This is a genomic window from Variovorax sp. PAMC 28711 (assembly GCF_001577265.1).
Lineage (GTDB): Bacteria > Pseudomonadota > Gammaproteobacteria > Burkholderiales > Burkholderiaceae_C > Variovorax.
This window is the reverse complement of sequence record NZ_CP014517.1, coordinates 1,433,938-1,451,467: the sequence shown is the minus strand read 5'-3', so window position 1 is coordinate 1,451,467 and position 17,530 is coordinate 1,433,938. Positions and strand designations below refer to the sequence as shown.

Sequence of the window (17,530 nt, the reverse complement as noted above, 5' to 3'; positions counted from 1 at the left end):
TTCGCAGGCGAAGCGCGGGCGGTTACTGCTTGCGTGCCGCCACGGCTTTCTCGGCCTTGGTCACCAGGTCGGCGCCCACGGTCGATTTCCACTTGGTGTAGACGGGGCGCGTGATCTTGACGAACTCTTCGCGCTCGGCGGGCGTGAGTTGCGTGACGGTGACGCCCATGCCTTCGATCTCCTTCAACACCGGCTTGCCGGCTTCGACCAGGCCCTTGCGGGCGATGGCGATTTCCTGCTTGCCGGCGTCGAGGGCGGCCTGCTTCACGACCGCCTGGTCGGCCGGCGTCCACGAGGCCCAGATCTCCTTGTTGACCACGAAGATCAGCGGGTCGGCCACGTAACCCCAGGTCGTCACGAACTTCTGGCCGACGTTCTGCATCTTCAGCACGGTGAACAGGAAGAGCGGATTCTCCTGGCCGTCGACCGCGCCGCTGGCGAGCGCCGGCTGCGCATCGGCCCAGCTCATTTGCGTCGGGTTGGCGCCCATCGCGCTGAACATGTCGGCAAAGATCGGCGAGCCGACCACGCGCAGCTTCATGCCCTTCAGGTCGGCCGGGGTGCGGATCGAACGCTTCGAGTTGGTCAGTTCACGGTAGCCGTTCTCGCCCCAGGCGAGCGGCACCACGCCGGCTTTTTCGAGCGTGGCGAACATGTCCTTGCCGACCTCGCCTTGTGTCAGCGCATCGATGGCCGCGTAGTCGGGCATCAGGAAGGGCATCGAGAAGAGGTTGAGCTGCTTGACCTGCGGCGACCAGTTGATGGTTGATCCCACGGCCATGTCGATCACGCCCTGGCGCAGCGCGCTGAACTCGCGCGTCTGGTCGCCCTGGATCAGCGACACGCCGGGGTACAGCTTGATGTTGATGCGGCCCTGGGTGCGTTCCTTCACGAGGTCGGCCCAGATCTTCCCGGCCTGGCCCCACGGCGTCGGCGGGCCGAGCACCAGCGACATCTTGTATTCGGGCTTGTAGGCCATCTGCGCCGTGGCGGCGACCGAAAAGGTACCCAGCGCCGTGGCGATGGCGGCCACGCTCAGTGAAGCGAGAAGGGTGCGACGGAATTTCATGGTTTGTCTCCTGGAAAAAAAGCTCAGTAGCCGAGTTTGTGGGGAAGCCAGAGGGCCAGCTGGGGCCAGATGATCACCGCGACCATCACGAGGAACATGGAGAACAGCAGCCAGCCGACCCAGCGCACGGTTTCTTCCATGCGCACGTTGGCGATGCGGCACGACACCATCAGGTTGACGGCCAGCGGCGGCGTGAACTGGCCGAGCGCCACCTTCAGTGTGAGGATCACGCCGAACCACACCGGGTCCCATTTGTAGAACTGGACGATCGGCCAGAGCAGCGGCACGAAGATCAGGAAGATCGAGACGCCGTCGAGGAACATGCCGACGGTGATCAGCAGCACGATCAGCAGCGCCAGCACGCCGTATTCACCCAGGCCGGAATTCACGATGGCGTTCGCCACCGGATCGATCACGCCGAGCGTCGAGAGCGAATAGGCAAAGATGCCGGCGAGCGACACCACGATCAGGATCACGGCAGACAGCTCGCCCGATTCGCGCAGGATCACGAACAGATCGCGCACCTTGATCGTCCGGTGCACCACCATGCCGACGAAGAGGCCGTAGAACACCGCCACCACCGCTGCTTCGGTCGGGGTGAACCAGCCCAGCCGCATGCCGCCGAGGATCAGCACCGGTGCGGCAAGACCCCAACTCGCTTCCATCAGGCTGCGCCAGAACGGCGGGCGCGGCATCGTCGATTCGAGTTGACCCATGTTGTGCTGGCGCGAGATCAGCACGGCTGGAACGATGAGCGCCAGGCCGGCCAGGATGCCCGGGATCATGCCGGCGGCGAACAGCGCCGGCACCGACGCCTGTGGCACGAGCACCGAGTACACGATGAACGCCACCGACGGCGGGATCAGGATGTCCGTTGCAGCCGCCGCACCCACCACGGTGGCCGCGAAAGCCGGCGGATAGCCGGCGCGCGACATGGCCAGGATCATCACGCCGCCGACGGCCGCAGCCGTGGCGGGCCCGGAGCCGGAAATGCCGCCCATGAACATGGCCACGCCGATGGTCACCAGCGGCAGCATGCCGGGGCCGCGCCCGACGATCGCGATCGCGAAGTTCACGAGCCGCAATGCGACGCCGGAGCGGTCGAAGATCGAGCCGACCAGCACGAACATCGGGATGGCCAGCAACGGGTATTTGCCGAGGCCGGCGTAGAAGTTCTGCGGCACGGCCAGGAGACCGAACCATTGCGCGTCGCTGTTGGCCAGCGCGATGCACACGGCGCCCGCGAGCCCGAGTGCGGCGCCGATCGGCACGCCGAGCAGCATCAGCGCGAGGAAGGCAATGAAGAGGAGGGTGGCGATCATGCGGCGCCCTTGTCGCGGCCCCGGCGGATGAACAGGCCCACCGCGCGCAGCGCGATCGCGGTCGACACGATCGGCAGCCAGACCGAATACCACCACTGCGGGACGCCGATGCCCGGCGAGGTTTCCTCGAAGCGGTAGTCGTCCCACACCACGCGCACGCTGAGCGCTGCCATCAGGAAGAAGAGCAGCGCCACCAAGGCCGCGCCGAGCTGTGCAAGCCGGCGACGCCGCGCGATCGAGCCCTCGCCCGAGAAATACTCGATCCGGATGTGCCGGTCGCGGGCGACCGCGCCGCAGCCGCCGACCATCGCCAGCAGGATCATCAGAAAGACCGAAAACTCCTCCGTCCAGGCGAAAGACGAATCGGTGAGATAGCGCACCAGCACGTTGGCGAACGTGATGCAGGCCAGCAGGCCCATGATGAGGACGGTGCCCCAGTCTTCGATGGCCAGCGGCACCTTGACGGGCTCGTCGGTGGCCGGGAGGTCGGTGCTCAGGGGGCTCGTGGCATCCAGCAAGGGGCCGGATTCAGGTGGGGAAGACATGCGGGGAGGGTGGCTGTTATTGGAGTGTTTTCGGTCCGCGGCGCAGTTGCGGCGGGCCGGCGGCTCCGAATCGTAACGGCCGTGACTTTTCTTTCCATCCGGACTTTCCCCGCGACGTTGGGCATCCCTTCTTGCCCGCCGACCCCGCGCGATCAGGTGGGCAGGGCGCCCTAACCCGGATCAGGGCGCGATGCGTTCCGCCAGCGCGACCAGCGAACGGTCGGACCCGGCCGGCCCGAGCAGCGAAAGACCGAGCGGCGCGCCGTCGCGTTGCGCGAGCGGCATCGACAGCTGCGGGAAGCCGCTGAGCCCGGCGACGCAGAGCATGCGGATCGCCTTGTCGCGGTAGTCCTCGAGGCTGCTCTCTTCGGCCACGCGCTGCGGTGCGACGTCGGGCATCGTGGGCATCAGCAGCACGCCGTCGGGGCCGAGCAGCGCGGCGAGCTGATCGCGAAACGCCGCGCGAAAAATGCGCGCGCCGTTCACTTGGTCGTCGGTCACGTCGCGCGACCACGCAAAACGCTCCGCCACGCCGGGGCCGAGCGGCGGTGCGTAGCGCTCGATCAGCGGCCCGTCGGTGAGCCAGGCTTCGCGGCCCTGCACGTAGCGAAAGTTCCAGTACATCGCGTCCCAGTCGCCCAGCGCGATGTGCTTGACGCTGCGGGCCTGGCCGAGCGCGGCCTGTACGGTGTCGGCGGCGGGGCCGAGCGCCTGGACGACCGGCGCAGCCAGCATGGCCCACAGGTCTTCCGGCCACAGCAGGCGCACGTCGGCGGGCAGCGGCGCGGGGTCGGCGCCGAGCAGCACGTCGGCCACCCGCGCGAACGTGCCGATGTCGCGCGCGAACCAGCCGCAGGTGTCGAGGCTCGGCGCGAGGTCGAGCACGCCTTCGAGGCCGATGCGTCCATGCGTCGGCCGCAGGCCGTACAGGTTGCAGTGGTTGGCCGGCGCGCGCACCGAGCCGCCGGTGTCGCTGCCGAGCGCGAAGTCGCACAGGCCCGACGACACGGCCGATGCCGAGCCCGACGAACTGCCGCCCGCGATGCGGTCCTTGGCGGCGCCGTTGATCGGCGCGCCGAAGTGTGCGTTGTTGCCGTTCATCGAGAAGGCGAGCTCGTCGGTGACGGTCTTGCCGACGAAGCGCGCGCCGGCGTCGAGCAGTCGCTGCACCGCGGGCGCAGTGCGCGTCTTGATGCCCGACATCGCGAGCAGGAAGGGGCTGCCGCCACCGGTCGGGTAGCCGGCGACGTCGTACAGGTCCTTCACGCCGAAGCTGAGGCCGGCCAGCGGGCCGGTCGAGGCGCACGGCACCGGCGTATCGGGGTAGGGAACGAAAGCGTGGGCGGAGTCTTGCAGGGGCATGGTGCGACAACGTTATCAGGCAGCGATCTACGGCGCCATGCGCAATGACGAGGCTGCACGCTGCAGCCCTGGCCTGCCTTGCCGATGCGCACGCGAGGCGCGATGGGAGAATCGCGGCATGACGCGTTCCGCAGACACCCTCACCCTTCTCCGCCCCGACGACTGGCACCTGCATGTACGCGACGGTGCCGCGCTCGAAGCCGTCGTGCCGCATTCGGCGCGCCAGTTCGGCCGGGCGCTGATCATGCCGAACCTGCGTCCGCCCGTGACCACCGCGCAGCAGGCGCTCGACTACCGCGACCGCATCCTGGCCGCCGTGCCCGCCGGCGTGGCCTTCGAGCCCGTGATGTCGCTCTACCTCACCGACAAGCTGCCGCCCGAAGAGATCGCGCTCGCAGCCCAAGCCGGCGTGAAAGCGCTCAAGCTTTATCCGGCCGGCGCCACCACCCACAGCGACGCCGGCGTGACCGACATCCGCCACACCTACAAGACGCTCGAGGCCATGCAAAAGCACGGCCTGCTGCTGCTGATCCACGGCGAGGTGACCGACCCCGCCATCGACCTGTTCGATCGCGAGGCTGTCTTCGTCGAGCGCGTGATGATTCCGCTGCGTCGCGACTTCCCCGAGCTCAAGATCGTGTTCGAGCACCTCACCACGAAAGAGGGCGCCGAGTACGTGCGCGAGGCTGGCCGGTTCACCGCCGCCACCATCACCGCGCACCACCTGCTGTACAACCGCAACGCGCTCTTCACCGGCGGCATCCGGCCGCACTACTACTGCCTGCCGGTGCTCAAGCGCGAGACCCATCGACTGGCGCTGGTCGACGCCGCCACCAGCGGCAGCGACCGCTTCTTCCTCGGCACCGACAGCGCACCGCACGCCGCGCACCTGAAGGAGCACGCTTTCGGCTGCGCGGGTTGCTACACCGCGCTCACCGCGATCGAGCTCTACGCGCAGGCCTTCGACAACGCCGATGCGCTCGACAAGCTCGAAGGCTTCGCCAGCCTGCACGGCCCCGACTTCTACGGCCTGCCGCGCCACACCGACACCCTCACGCTCAAGCGCGAACCGTGGACGGTGCCCGAAACCGTGCCCTACGGCGACGCCACGCTCAAGCCGCTGTGCGGCGGCGAAACGCTCAACTGGAAACTCGCATGACCCCCACCCTCCGCGTGATGCTCCTCATCGACGCCGATAACGTCTCCTCCGATGTCATCGAGCAGGCCGTGCAGCGCACGCTGACCGAACACGGCGCGGTGCACGTGCGCCGCGCCTATTGCAATGCCGAGACGGCGGTCAAGCAGCAGGCGCTCTTCAAGCGGCTGTCGGTGCGGCCGATGGTCAACATCTCGGCCGGCAAGAACAGCACCGACATCGCGCTCGCGGTCGACGCGGTCGACCTGGTGATCGCCGAGCGGCCCGATGTCGTGGTGCTGGTGTCGTCCGACTCCGACTTCGCGCCGCTCGTGATCCGCCTGCGCGAAAAGGGCTGTCGCGTCTGCGGCATCGGCCAGCAGGGCAAGACCGGCGAAGAAACCGTCGGCGTGTACGACGAGTTCACCGACCTCGCCCACCACGGCGTTCGCGGCGGCGTGACCCCCGCGGCGGCCAGCGCACCCGCCACCGCGGCGGCCCGCAAGACCCGCGCGCGGCCCGCCGCCAAGACCGCTGCTGCCAAGACCGCGCCTGCCGCGAAAAAGACCTCGCGTTCCGCGGCCGCGAAAAAGACCTCGCGTTCCGCGGCCGCGAAAAAGACGGCGCCGAAGCCCAAGCCGCCGTCGGAAGCCGCGGAGTTCATCCTGCAGGCGGTGCCCGCACTGCGCAGCGGCAAGGAGGTCGCGCTCAACGACGCGGCACAGGCGCTGCGTGCGGCCGGCCTGCTCGGCAAGCACGGCAGCTCGCTCAAGCTCTTCGACAAGCTCACCGCCGAGTTCGCCGTGCTGCAGCACCCCGATCGCATCCGGTGGACGGGCGCGCCTGCGGCGTGAGCCCCGCGGCGCCCATCGACTGGGCGCCGCCCTGGATGGCGCCGATCCGTGGGCGCGGCGAGACCGTTTGCGCCGCCGCGCAATGCGCATCCGTCGCGGCCGCTCTGGAAGCGGCGCGCACGCCGAAGGGGCCGCACTTCATTTCGCAAAACGGGTTGCCGGCCGGCACCGCCTACGAAGCGCACATCTTCGACACCGGCACCGTCCCCACACGCGACAACCTGCACGACTTCTTCAACGGGCTCGTGTGGCTGCATTTCCCGCTGAGTAAACGCCGGCTCAACGAACTGCAGGCGGCCGACATCGCGCGCCACGGCGTCGGCCAGCAACGCGGGCCGCTGCGTGATGCGCTCACGCTGTTCGACGAGAACGGCGCCGTGCTCGACGCGCCGCCCGCGCTGTGGGAGGCGCTTGTCGCCCGCGACTGGCACCGGCTTTTTGTGACCGAACGCGCACGCTGGCAAGAGGCGCGCCTGCTGCTCTTCGGCCATGCACTGCTCGAAAAGTTGACCGCGCCACGCAAAGGCCTGACGGCGCATGTGCTCTTCGCACCCGGCGCGTGCCAGTCGATTTACCCTGTCGACGAATGCATCGCCGCGGCGCTCTCGGCGGCGCACCTCGCCACCAAGCCTTTCGTGCCGCTGCCGGTGCTCGGCGTGCCGGGCTGGTGGCCCGACAACACGAGCCCTTCTTTCTATGATGACGCCGACGTTTTTCGACCGCGGCGTCAGCTTGCTTGAAGCGGGGCGCCCGGCCCCCAAATGAACGACAGCCTTCCCACGGAGAAATCAACTTGAAACGCATTCTTCTGTTCGTCCTGACCAACGTCATGGTGGTCGCGGTGCTCGGCATCGTCGCCAGCCTGCTCGGCGTCAACCGGTTCCTGACGGCCAACGGCCTCAACCTCCCGATGCTGCTCGGCTTCGCGCTGGTCATCGGCTTCGGCGGCGCGATCATCTCGCTGCTCATCAGCAAGCCGATGGCCAAATGGACCGCCGGCCTGCGCATGATCGACAACCCGCAAACGCCCGACGAAGCGTGGATCGTCTCGACCGTGCGCGGCTTCGCCGACAAGGCCGGCATCGGCATGCCCGAGGTCGCGATCTTCGAAGGCGAGCCCAACGCGTTCGCCACCGGCGCGTTCAAGAACTCGTCGCTGGTCGCGGTCTCGACCGGCCTCCTGCAGGGGATGACGCGCGAAGAAGTCGAGGCCGTGATCGGCCACGAGGTCGCGCACATCGCCAACGGCGACATGGTCACGATGGCGTTGATCCAGGGCGTGATGAACACCTTCGTGGTGTTCCTGTCGCGCGTGATCGGCTATGCGATCGATTCGTTCCTGCGCCGTGGCGACGACCGCAGTTCGGGCCCGGGCATCGGCTACTACGTCAGCACGATCGTGCTCGACATCGTGCTCGGCTTCGCTGCCGCGATCGTGGTGGCCTGGTTCTCGCGCCAGCGCGAATTCCGGGCCGACGCCGGCGCCGCTGCGCTGATGGGCCGCAAGCAACCCATGATGAATGCACTGGCGCGCCTGGGCGGATTGCCGGCCGGCGAGCTGCCGAAAGCGGTCGAGGCGATGGGCATCACCGGCACGATGGGCAAGCTGTTCGCCACGCACCCACCGATCGAAGAGCGCATCGCTGCGCTGCAAAACGGGCACGCCTGACGGTTCGCCGCCTCAGAAAAAAGCCCCGCAGTGCGTGGCTTTTTTCATGGGCGCTTTCGGCCGCAGGGTCAGGTCGCGGCGCGGGCGCGCGCCAGGGTGCCGGCCACTTCCTTCGGATCCATGCCGTACATGTCGGCGAATTCGGCTTCGCTCTTGCCGCTGGCTTCGAAAGCGCGCAGCAGGGCTTCGCGCTTCGCCGCCTGGCGACCGAGTTCGGCGAGCGCTTCGTCGAGCAGGGCGTTGTTCGCCTCGTCCTGCGAGCGCACGCGCAGGTCGTAGTCTTCACGGCTGAGGCCGGAGGCTTCGATGGCTGCGACCAGGCGCGTGATCACCTGCGGGCGCAGATCGTCGGTGGAGCGGCCTTGGCGGCGCTTGAACACTTCGAGGATCGCGTGGTGCACATGCTCGGGCGCCACGGGTTCGATCGGCTCGCCCTGCAGGTCGCTGCGCGGATGGCCGGCCGCCACGGCTTCGAGGTAGCGCGTGGAGCGCGCATGCAGGCCGAGCGCGACCTTCAGGTCTTCCTTCTTGAAGAGGTCGCCGTGCTGCGCCATCAGGTCCTGGAACACGCCGAGCTTGAGCGGCAGGAAACGCGGGCCGAACATCTTCGGGTACAGGCCGAACAGCTGTTCGAGCACGGGGTGCACCTTGCGCGCCGCGCGGGGGGCGTTGCCCTGCGGCTTCTGGCCGCGCGGCTTGTGGCGCGCGCGTTTGTCTTCGGCGACGGGCGCCGCAGTGGCAGCAGGAGTGAGGGTTTCAGTGTCGGTCATCGATTCGGATTCGGTCATGTCGTCGGGCGGTGCCGGCGCTCAGCGCGGGCGGAACATTTTGAAGAGATTGTCGGGGGTGATTGCAAAGTAGTCGGCGGGGCCGCCGCCGCGCAGGATCGGCTCGGCCGCAGCGGTGTCGTACACGCCGTCTTTGAGCAGATGGCGCGCGATGTGCACGCCGACCACTTCGCCGAGGATGAGCCAGGTCGGCACGGCCACGCCGTCGACGCCTTCGAGCTGCAGCAACTGCGTGAGCTTGCACTCGAACGACACCGGGCTTTCGGCCACGCGCGGCACCGCGATCTTGCGCGACGCAACCGGCGTGAGCCCGGCGAGCGCGAACTCGTCGATCTCGGGTCCGACGGCCGCGCACGACGCGTTCATGCGTTCGGCCAGCGGCCGCGTCGCGAGGTTCCAGCCGAATTCGCCGGTCTCGCGGATGTTGTGCAGGCTGTCTTTCGCGCCGATGCTGGCAAAGCCGATGATCGGCGGCGTGTAGTTGAAGGCGTTGAAGAAGCTGTAGGGCGCGAGGTTCAATACGCCGGCCGCGCTCTTCGACGAGATCCAGCCGATCGGCCGCGGGCCCACCATCGCGTTGAACGGATCGTGCGGCAGGCCGTGGCCGAGCGCGGGTTCGTAGTAGTGGAAGTCGTCTGCCATGGCGTTCTTTCGAAATGCGTTCAGCGGCCGGCCGCCGAGGTGGCGCTGGTGCCGACGGCGCGGCCGATCAGTAGGCGGAAGGGCAGCAGCATCAGCACGCCCACGGCGAGCTTCACGCCGAGATCGCCCAGCGCCCATGTGAGCCACGGGCCGTCCGTGCCGCCGAAAGCGATGCCCCAGAACACGAAGCTGTCGAGCACCGCTGCCACCACGGTGGCCACCAGCGGCGCGCGCCACCAGGTGCCGCGCCGCAGCCGGTCGAAGACCGAGATGTCGAGCCACTGCGATGCGATGAAGGCGAGCCCGGAGGCGATCGCGATGCGCGCCGGCGCGAGCAGCAGCGAGACCGCGACCGCCACCGCGAAGCCGATCCAAGCGACCCGCCGCGCGGGTCCGGGGCCGAAGCGGCGGTTGACCAGGTCGCTCACCAGGAACGCGACCGGGTAGCTGAAGGCGCCCCAGGTGAGCCAGTCGTTGAGCGAGAACTGCACGAGCACGTTCGACGCGATCACCACCGCGGCCATCGCCAGCGTGGCGAGCGCGAACTGGGCACGCGTGGGGCGTGGGAGGTTCGTCATGCGGTGCCGACCTCTTGCGTGACCGCCCGCGCCACGGCTTCGGCCACCTTGATGCCGTCCACGCCCGCCGACAGGATGCCGCCGGCGTAGCTCGCGCCTTCACCGGCCGGATAGAGGCCGCGCACGTTGAGGCTCTGGAAGTCGTCGCCGCGCGTGATGCGGATCGGCGACGAGGTGCGCGTTTCGACGCCGGTCAGCACCGCGTCGTGCAGGTCGAAGCCCTTGATCTTGCGGCCGAAGGCCGGGAAGGCTTCGCGCATCGCCTCGATCGCGTAGGCGGGCAGGGCCTGGTGCAGGTCGGTCGGGGTCACGCCGGGCTTGTACGAAGGCACCACGCTGCCGAGCGCGGTCGATGGCTTGCCGGCCACGAAGTCACCGACCAACTGACCCGGTGCGCAGTAGTCGCCGCCGCCGAGCACGAAAGCGTTGGATTCGAGATCGCGTTGCAACGCGATGCCGGCCAGCGCATCGCCTGTGGCGCCGGCTTCCCATCCCGGGAAGTCCTTCGGGTCGATGCCCACCACGATGCCGGCGTTGGCATTGCGCTCGTTGCGCGAGTACTGGCTCATGCCGTTGGTCACGACGCGGCCCGGCTCGCTCGTGGCCGCGACCACGGTGCCGCCCGGGCACATGCAGAAGCTGTAGACCGAGCGCCCGTTGCTCGCGTGGTGCACCAGCTTGTAGTCGGCCGCGCCGAGCAGCGGATGCCCGGCATGCCGGCCCCAGCGCGCACGGTCGATGAGGCCCTGCGGATGCTCGACCCGAAAGCCGATGGAAAAGGGCTTGGCCTCGATGTGCACGCCGCGTGCATGCAGCATGCCGAAGGTGTCGCGCGAACTGTGGCCGAGCGCCATCACCACGTGGTCGGCGCGCAGCTCGCGCGTGGTGCCGGTCTGCTGGTCGAGCACGGTGAGGCCGCGCAGGTGCCGGCCGTCGGGGCCGTCCTCGATGTGCACGTCGGTCACGCGCTGCTCAAAGCGCACCTCGCCGCCGAGCGCAATGATCTCGGCGCGCATCGTCTCGACCACCTTCACGAGCTTGAAGGTGCCGATGTGCGGATGCGCGACGTAGAGGATCTCGGGCGGCGCACCGGCCTTGACGAACTCTTCCATCACCTTGCGGCCGAGAAAGCGCGGGTCCTTGATCTGGCTCCAGAGCTTGCCGTCCGAGAAGGTGCCGGCGCCGCCTTCGCCGAACTGCACGTTCGACTCCGGGTTCAGCGTGTTCTTGCGCCACAGGCCCCAGGTGTCGCGTGTGCGCTGGCGCACCGTCTTGCCGCGCTCCAGCACGATCGGCTTGAAGCCCATCTGCGCGAGCAGCAGTGCGCAGAAGATGCCGCAGGGGCCGAAGCCGACGACGACCGGACGCAAGGGCATGTCAGCCGGCGCGTGGACCGGTGCGTGCCACGCCATGTCGGGCGTGCGCTGGATGTGCGGGTGGCCGGCGTGCTGCGCGAGCAGGGCCGCTTCACGGGCTGGATCGGCCAGCGTGACGTCGGCGATATAGACGGTGAGCAGGTCGGCCTTGCGCGCATCGAAGCTGCGCTTGAAGACGGTGTGCGTCGCGATGTCGCCCGGCGCCACGCCGAGCGTGGTGGCGATCAGCGCGGCGAGCGCCTCGGGTGGATGGTCGAGGGGGAGTTTGAGTTCGGAAAGGCGGATCATGGCGGCGGCCCGTGGTGATCGGGCAGGTGGCGGTGACGGCCCGCGATGATACCGGCCGCGATCCGCCGGCGCCAGATCAGGCCGGAAGGCCCGGCAGGAACCCTTCGACCGACAGGTAACGCTCCCCGGTGTCGTAGTTGAAGCCCAGCACCACCGCGTCGGGTGCGAGCTCGGGCAACTTCTGCGCGATGGCCGCAAGCGTGGCGCCCGACGAGATGCCGACCAGCATCCCTTCTTCGGCAGCACAGCGCCGCGCCATTTCGCGCGCAGGCTCGGCATCGACCTGGATCACGCCGTCGACGAGCGTCATGTCCATGATCTTCGGCACGAAGCCCGCGCCGATGCCCTGGATCGGATGCGGTGCCGGACTGCCGCCCGACAGCACCGGCGAGGCCACGGGCTCGACCGCGAACACCTTCAGCTTCGGCCACTTCGCCTTCAGCACCTTCGCAACGCCGGTGATGTGGCCGCCGGTGCCCACGCCCGTGATGATCGCGTCGAGGCCGTCGGGAAAATCGGCCGCGATTTCTTCAGCGGTGGTGCGCACATGGACCGCGACGTTCGCCGGGTTGTTGAACTGTTGCGGCATCCACGAATTCGGCGTGCCGGCGACCAGCTCTTCGGCGCGTGCGATGGCGGCCTTCATGCCGCCGGCGCGCGGCGTGAGGTCGAAGCTGGCGCCGTAGGCCAGCATCAGCCGCCGGCGCTCGACCGACATCGAATCGGGCATCACCAGGATGAGCTTGTAGCCCTTGACCGCCGCCACCATCGCCAGGCCGATGCCGGTGTTGCCGGAGGTCGGCTCGATGATCGTGCCGCCGGGTTTCAGCGCGCCCGATTGCTCGGCGTCTTCGACCATCGCGAGCGCGATGCGGTCCTTGATCGAGCCGCCCGGATTGCTGCGTTCGGACTTGATCCACACCTGCTGCGTCGCAGGGCCGAAGAGGCGCTGGAGGCGGATGTGCGGCGTGTTGCCGATGGTAGCGAGGATGTTCTGGGCCTTCATGGACGGGTCTCCTGTGCAGTGCGTGGACGAGCGGACAGCACGCATTGTGGGACCGGTCCGCAAAGCCGTCAGCGCGGGGCGGTCACCGCAGGCAACAGACGTCCTTGCAGCAGCAGGGCCACGGTCTTGAATGCCAGCACGCCGATGATGACGTTGGCTGCTGCGAACAAGGCCGGCGCCAGCCATTCGACGGGCCCTGTGGCGCCGCTTGCCAGGAGGCGCAGTGCCAGCGTAGGCAACGCGGCCACGCCGAAGCTGAAGGCCCAGTACGACGGCACAAAAGGCTGCCTGGCGATCCAGGGCAGCAGGCGCAGGAGCAGCAGCGCCTGGTACAGCCCGTACCCCAGAAGGATCTGCGCGAAGAGGTCGGGCTTGCCGCCATTGACGGCCAGATAGGTCACGCCGCCCACCACCGCGGGTGCGAGCTGGATGCCCAGCACCGGCCGCAAGGCTTCGGGCAAAGGCCCCTGCAGCGCGGCGCGGCTGAGGATCAGCGACTCGATGGCCAGCCACGAGAACAGGCCCGCCCCGAAGAACAACATGCCGAGGCTGGGCCATCCGAAAGCGGCTGCGGCCGCGCCGGCCACGAAGTTTTGCGCCACGGCAGGCAGGTAAATGGCGGGCGTGATGAGTTCGGGCTTGCCGCTGCCTTGCCACATGCGGCCGTAGAGCTGCAGGCCGAGCGCCAGTTGCGCTGTGACGGCGAGGGCGAAGACCGCCAGGGCGAGCGGGTGCGAATGCGGCTCGAGCGCCATCGCCGCCAGCAGGCTGGACACTGGTCCCAGCGCGGCGAAAGACGATTGCACCGGGTGGTTCAGCTCGGCGCGCGCGTCGCTGGCGTGGTGCAGCCACTTGTGCGCATACAGCGCGAGCAGTGCAAGCCACAAGACGATGCCGCTCCAAGTGAGGAGGTCGGCGATGCCGTGCGGCAGATGCCACAGGCGCTCTGCCACGCGCCACGCGTTGCCCAGCGCGAGCACGCCGACGGCGATACTGAAGAAGGAAACTGGTACGGGGGCGCGGTCGAGCGTCATTCAATTCACCTGTCAGATGGGATGAGTCGAATTTAGGCGCGCGTGCTAGTGTTTTGAATGCTGAAAAGTCTCTATAACTTGTTCCAACGTCTCAGATGGATGCCTTGAGTGAACTCGTCAAACGGCTCGATCCGCGCGGCCGCATGGACTTGCGGTGCTTGTTCGGGCAAGGCTGGTCCGCCCCGCACGACGCCGTCGGGCCGTGGCGCGCACCTTTTCATATCCTGCTGCGCGGCCGCTGCGAGCTGTGGTTGCCAGGCAGCGGCATCCTGATCCCGCTCGAAGAGGGCAGCCTGGTCGTCCTGCCGCGCGGCACGGCGCATGTGCTGCGCACGGCCGTGCCGCAAGCGCGCGGCCGTGCCATCCGGCTGCAGCCGGGTGAATTGGTCGACGTCAAGACCAACGTGGCGCGTCAGGAGATCGCGGACACCGACATCCTCTGCGGCGAGTTCGAGTTTCCCGGCCGGCGGCGCAGCCTGTTGCTCGACGCATTGCCCGAGCCGATGGTGATTCCGTTTGCGCATCGACCCGAGGCCGAGTGGCTCGAAGCCCTCGTGCGGCTGATGGCGCACGAGATCGCGCAACACCGCCCGGGCGCGTCGGCGATCGTCGCCGAACTGTCGGGCGCGCTGTTCACGCTGGCGGTGCGCGCGTGCCTCGAGACACGGCCTGAACTGTCTGGCGTGCTCGGCCTCCTGGCCAGCCCCAGACTGGCTGCGGCCTTGCAAGTCATGCTGGCGCAACCGCAGGACCCTTGGACCGTGGCTTCCCTGGCGGCGCGATGCCATCTTTCGCGCGCCACCTTCGCGCGCGAGTTCACGCGGCGGGTCGGCACGGGCCCGCTGGAACTGTTGACCATCCTGCGCATGGAACGCGCATCGCAGTTGCTGGCACAAGGCGGGCAGGACACGGCGTCCGTCGGAGAGGCGGTCGGCTATCGCTCGGAGGCCGCATTCAACCGCGCGTTCACCCGCCACGCCGGGGTGACGCCAGGGCGTTTCAGGCGGGCGTCTGCCGGGCTCGATCCGCCAGCGCCCCACGAGGCGATAATCGCGGCGTGAAGCACGCCAGACCGTCGCTGGTGCAATTCCCGAAAGGGCGCACTGGAGGAACGTCCGGACTGCACAGGACAGCGCAGGAGTTAACGACTCTCCACCGCGAGGTGAGGATCAGAGCAACAGAGACGAGTCGGTGAAGGGGCAACCCCGATCCGGGTGAAACGGGCAATCTCTGCGCGCAGCAACACCAAATAGGCCAGCGCACGGAGCGAGCGGTTCGCCGCGACCTCCTGATCCCGTGGTTCCGCGGATGGCTGGCGGGTAGGTGGCATCGAGCCGTCCGGGCGACCGGCGGCCCAGAGTAATGACGGTCACGTTGGGGGCAACTTCAACGCACAGAATCCGGCTTATCGGCGGGCTTCACACTTTTTTCAGAATCGTTCGTCCGCGAACAGATAGCGCCACTGCCCCGGCGCCAGCCCGGCGAGCGGCACGCGTCCGATGCGGATGCGCTTCATGGCAAGAATTCGCAGGTCCACGCGGTCGCAGATCTCGGCGATCTGCCCCGGCCGCGCGCCCTTGAGGGCGAAGCGCAGGCCGGTCTGGCCCTCGCTCTGCCGGCCGATGCTCACGCGCGCCGGCGAGCGTTCCAGCCGCGCCAGCACCTCGGGGCCGACCAGGCCTTCCACATCGACCATCACCTCGTGTTCGAGGACGCCCGCGTCTTCCTGCAGCTTGCGTTCGATGCGGAATTCCTGCGTGTACGCGATGAGCCCGCTCGCGGCCGGCTCGAGCGGCGTCATGCAGCGTTGCGCCTTCAGGTGTGCCGGCACGAAGCGCTGGCCGGCACGCTCGGGCTCATGGTGGTTGGCCGCAACCAGCAGACGGTGCGCCACGTCGACCGCCATGCCGGCCGGCTTGTGCAGCAGCAGCGTGACGGCGACCAGCGGTTCGGGTTTGGCGCCCGCTGCGATGGCGACCTTCTGGTGATCGTGCACGCGCGATTGCGGCAGCATGGCCTGTACGCCGTCGACGCTCACCGCGCCGTTCTCGATCAGCAGTTCAGCTTCGCGCCGTGATACGCCGGCCAGGGCGGCCACGCGCTTGGCCAGCCGCACGCCTTCGGGAAGATCGTTCATGGCGCAGCCTGTCGCTGGAGTGTCTGGAGTCGTTCGACATGCGCCGCGAGCGAGCGCGCGGCCACCGGCCACATGCGGGGCGGAACATCGTCGTAGGCGAGCGGCAGCCATTCGTCCGCCGTGCCTTCGGGCAGCCGGCGCATCACGCCCGCGATCTTGGCTTCGCGCTTGAGTCGATGTTTTTTCAGATAGGCGATCGCGGTGCGCGCCTCGCCGAGCACGTAGCCGTGCGCGGGCAGGATGAAGGCGACGTCGCCCGCAGCGCAGGCCGCGTCCAGCGCGTCGAGCGAATCGAGGTACGCCGTCATGTCGCCATCGGGCGGGTCGACCACGGTGGTGCTGCCGTTCAGGATGTGGTCGCCCGAGAAGAGCAGGCCGTCTTCTTCCAGCACGAGGCAGAGGTGGTTGGCCGCGTGGCCCGGCGTGTGGATCACGCGCAGCGTGTGCGCGATGTTGTTCCGGAGATCGGTGCCGTCGGCGCCTTTCAGCACGAGGTGTTCCTGGTCGGCCAGCGCGCGGTCGGGCGTGAAGCGCGCGGTCGGCCGCGAGGTCGGCGCGGAGGGCAGGCCGAGGATCGGCGGACGCACCTTGCACAGCGCCGCCAGCGGCGCAGCGCCCGGCGAGTGGTCGGCATGCGAGTGCGTGCACACGATCATGCGGATGTCGCCCTGCGTGGCTTTCCAGAGCCGGCCGATGTGGTCGAAATCGTTCGGACCCGGATCGATCACGACGAAGCCGGTCGCAGCGTCGCCGACGATGTAGCTGTTGGTGCCGGGCCCGGTCATCGCGCTCGGATTGGGCGCCGTCAACCGGCGCACGTTCTTCAGCAATTCCACCGGCTGTTCGCTCTGCCAGTCGAGCGCATGCAGCATCTGGCCGTCGGGGCACACGAGCGCGAGTTCGCCATAGGGCGACTCGTCTTCCATGTAGCGCTGCTCTTCGCCCTTCAGGAAGCCGCCGCGCGGGCAACTGGTCCACAGCGGACCTTCGCCTTCGTCACGCTGCGCGCAGGCACCGAGCACGGCGTCGACGTTGCCGTAGGTGGCCAGGCGCTGCAGCGTGCGCACCGTCGGAAAGATGATGAAGAAGCGGCCTTCGGCGTGACGCGCGAGCGCATCGGCCGGGCGTACCCAGATCGGCTCGAACTGTTCGGTCTCGTCGGCCGAGGGCGTCTGGCCTTCGGGCATGCGGGCCACCAGGAAGGGCACGTCGAAGCGCTTGGGCAGGTCGCGGTCGGTGATCCAGTGCGCGAAGGTGTAGACCTTGTCGGTCGAGAGCAGCAGGCCGCGTGCGGCGCACTGCTCGGCGAAGGCGACCGTCGTGTCGGCGGTGCTGCGGTCCATGTCGGCGATCTCGGCGGCCGTCACGGGCGTGCCGTCGGCATGGTGCGCGAGCAGCACGCCGAGTTCTTCGAAGCTCTCGCGGATCGCCGCGATCGCTTGCGTGAGCTGCACGCGGCTCTGGGTGCGGCGCCGCGTGGCGATGCGGCGTGCCGCGGTGTCGGCCTCGTCGATGCGCCCGCCGGGGAAGACGTAGGCATTGGGCGCGAAGCTGGCGGTCGGCGAGCGGCGCGTCATCAGCACCTCGAGGCCGGCCGGCGTGTCGCGCAGCAGCAGCACGGTCGCCGCGGCGCGGGTGGGCGCCGGCTCGCGGTGCGGATGCAGTTGTTGGGAGGAACGGACCATCCGGCCATTATCGGCAGCCGGGCCGCGCTGCGCCGACGAC

The 17,530-nt window shown here is 68.5% G+C and carries 17 protein-coding genes and 1 other RNA gene; 6 read left to right on the top strand and 12 right to left on the bottom strand.

Annotated features, from left to right (window positions below):
- Positions 1–22: 22 nt before the first annotated feature.
- From AX767_RS07225 to AX767_RS07210, 4 genes are all read right to left on the bottom strand, one after another.
- Positions 23–1,069 (bottom strand): DctP family TRAP transporter solute-binding subunit, encoded by a 1,047-nt coding sequence (locus tag AX767_RS07225; RefSeq protein WP_068629963.1) that lies wholly within the window; start codon positions 1,067–1,069, stop codon positions 23–25.
- 23 nt (positions 1,070–1,092) lie between these two features.
- Positions 1,093–2,391 carry a TRAP transporter large permease gene (locus AX767_RS07220; protein WP_068629962.1) on the bottom strand — a complete coding sequence of 433 codons (1,299 nt, stop codon included), beginning with the start codon at positions 2,389–2,391 and terminating at the stop codon, positions 1,093–1,095.
- A complete protein-coding gene (locus AX767_RS07215) occupies positions 2,388–2,936 on the bottom strand; it encodes a TRAP transporter small permease (protein WP_068629960.1) in 549 nt (182 codons plus the stop codon). Before AX767_RS07215 ends, AX767_RS07220 begins: the two co-directional genes overlap by 4 nt.
- A 180-nt stretch (positions 2,937–3,116) precedes the next feature.
- Entirely contained in the window at positions 3,117–4,298 is a 1,182-nt protein-coding gene (locus AX767_RS07210) for an amidase (RefSeq protein ID WP_068629958.1), read from the bottom strand.
- 118 nt (positions 4,299–4,416) lie between these two features.
- Here AX767_RS07210 and pyrC point away from each other — a divergent pair, with 118 nt between their 5' ends.
- The 4 genes from pyrC to htpX are packed head-to-tail and all read left to right on the top strand — an operon-like array spanning position 4,417 to position 7,956.
- Complete coding sequence (gene pyrC, locus AX767_RS07205) at positions 4,417–5,457, top strand: dihydroorotase (RefSeq protein ID WP_068629956.1); 1,041 nt, start codon at positions 4,417–4,419, stop codon at positions 5,455–5,457.
- Positions 5,454–6,287: an NYN domain-containing protein gene (locus AX767_RS07200; protein ID WP_068629953.1), complete on the top strand. Its 834-nt coding sequence runs from the start codon at positions 5,454–5,456 to the stop codon at positions 6,285–6,287. The genes pyrC and AX767_RS07200 overlap by 4 nt, the downstream gene beginning before the upstream one ends.
- 35 nt (positions 6,288–6,322) lie before the next feature.
- The gene (locus tag AX767_RS07195) at positions 6,323–7,027 is read left to right on the top strand and encodes a DUF3025 domain-containing protein (RefSeq protein WP_068633442.1); all 705 of its coding nucleotides are present in this window, start codon (positions 6,323–6,325) and stop codon (positions 7,025–7,027) included.
- Positions 7,028–7,080: 53 nt separating this feature from the next.
- Entirely contained in the window at positions 7,081–7,956 is an 876-nt protein-coding gene (gene htpX, locus AX767_RS07190; RefSeq protein ID WP_068629951.1) for a protease HtpX, read from the top strand.
- Positions 7,957–8,024: 68 nt separating this feature from the next.
- On the opposite strand, the gene AX767_RS07185 is transcribed toward htpX, so the two are convergent.
- From AX767_RS07185 to tehA, 6 genes are all read right to left on the bottom strand, one after another.
- Entirely contained in the window at positions 8,025–8,744 is a 720-nt protein-coding gene (locus tag AX767_RS07185) for a ProQ/FINO family protein (RefSeq protein ID WP_237288591.1), read from the bottom strand.
- 21 nt (positions 8,745–8,765) lie between these two features.
- Entirely contained in the window at positions 8,766–9,386 is a 621-nt protein-coding gene (locus tag AX767_RS07180; protein WP_068629949.1) for a flavin reductase family protein, read from the bottom strand.
- A 20-nt stretch (positions 9,387–9,406) separates the two neighbouring features.
- Positions 9,407–9,964 (bottom strand): VUT family protein, encoded by a 558-nt coding sequence (locus tag AX767_RS07175; RefSeq protein ID WP_068629947.1) that lies wholly within the window; start codon positions 9,962–9,964, stop codon positions 9,407–9,409.
- The gene (locus tag AX767_RS07170; protein WP_068629945.1) at positions 9,961–11,628 is read right to left on the bottom strand and encodes an NAD(P)/FAD-dependent oxidoreductase; all 1,668 of its coding nucleotides are present in this window, start codon (positions 11,626–11,628) and stop codon (positions 9,961–9,963) included. The genes AX767_RS07175 and AX767_RS07170 overlap by 4 nt, the downstream gene beginning before the upstream one ends.
- 76 nt (positions 11,629–11,704) lie before the next feature.
- On the bottom strand, positions 11,705–12,634 hold the full coding sequence (gene cysK / locus AX767_RS07165; protein ID WP_068629943.1) for a cysteine synthase A: 930 nt from the start codon (positions 12,632–12,634) through the stop codon (positions 11,705–11,707).
- A 68-nt stretch (positions 12,635–12,702) separates the two neighbouring features.
- Entirely contained in the window at positions 12,703–13,668 is a 966-nt protein-coding gene (gene tehA, locus AX767_RS07160) for a dicarboxylate transporter/tellurite-resistance protein TehA (protein WP_068629941.1), read from the bottom strand.
- A 104-nt stretch (positions 13,669–13,772) separates the two neighbouring features.
- Here tehA and AX767_RS07155 point away from each other — a divergent pair, with 104 nt between their 5' ends.
- The gene (locus AX767_RS07155) at positions 13,773–14,729 is read left to right on the top strand and encodes an AraC family transcriptional regulator (protein ID WP_168164813.1); all 957 of its coding nucleotides are present in this window, start codon (positions 13,773–13,775) and stop codon (positions 14,727–14,729) included.
- An RNA gene (gene rnpB / locus AX767_RS07150) (RNase P RNA component class A) lies at positions 14,728–15,092 on the top strand. Before AX767_RS07155 ends, rnpB begins: the two co-directional genes overlap by 2 nt.
- A gap of 5 nt (positions 15,093–15,097) precedes the next feature.
- Here the strand turns inward: rnpB and AX767_RS07145 are convergent.
- A complete protein-coding gene (locus AX767_RS07145) occupies positions 15,098–15,805 on the bottom strand; it encodes an RNA pseudouridine synthase (RefSeq protein WP_068629937.1) in 708 nt (235 codons plus the stop codon).
- Positions 15,802–17,490 carry an MBL fold metallo-hydrolase gene (locus AX767_RS07140; protein WP_068629935.1) on the bottom strand — a complete coding sequence of 563 codons (1,689 nt, stop codon included), beginning with the start codon at positions 17,488–17,490 and terminating at the stop codon, positions 15,802–15,804. Before AX767_RS07140 ends, AX767_RS07145 begins: the two co-directional genes overlap by 4 nt.
- Positions 17,491–17,530 lie beyond the last annotated feature (40 nt).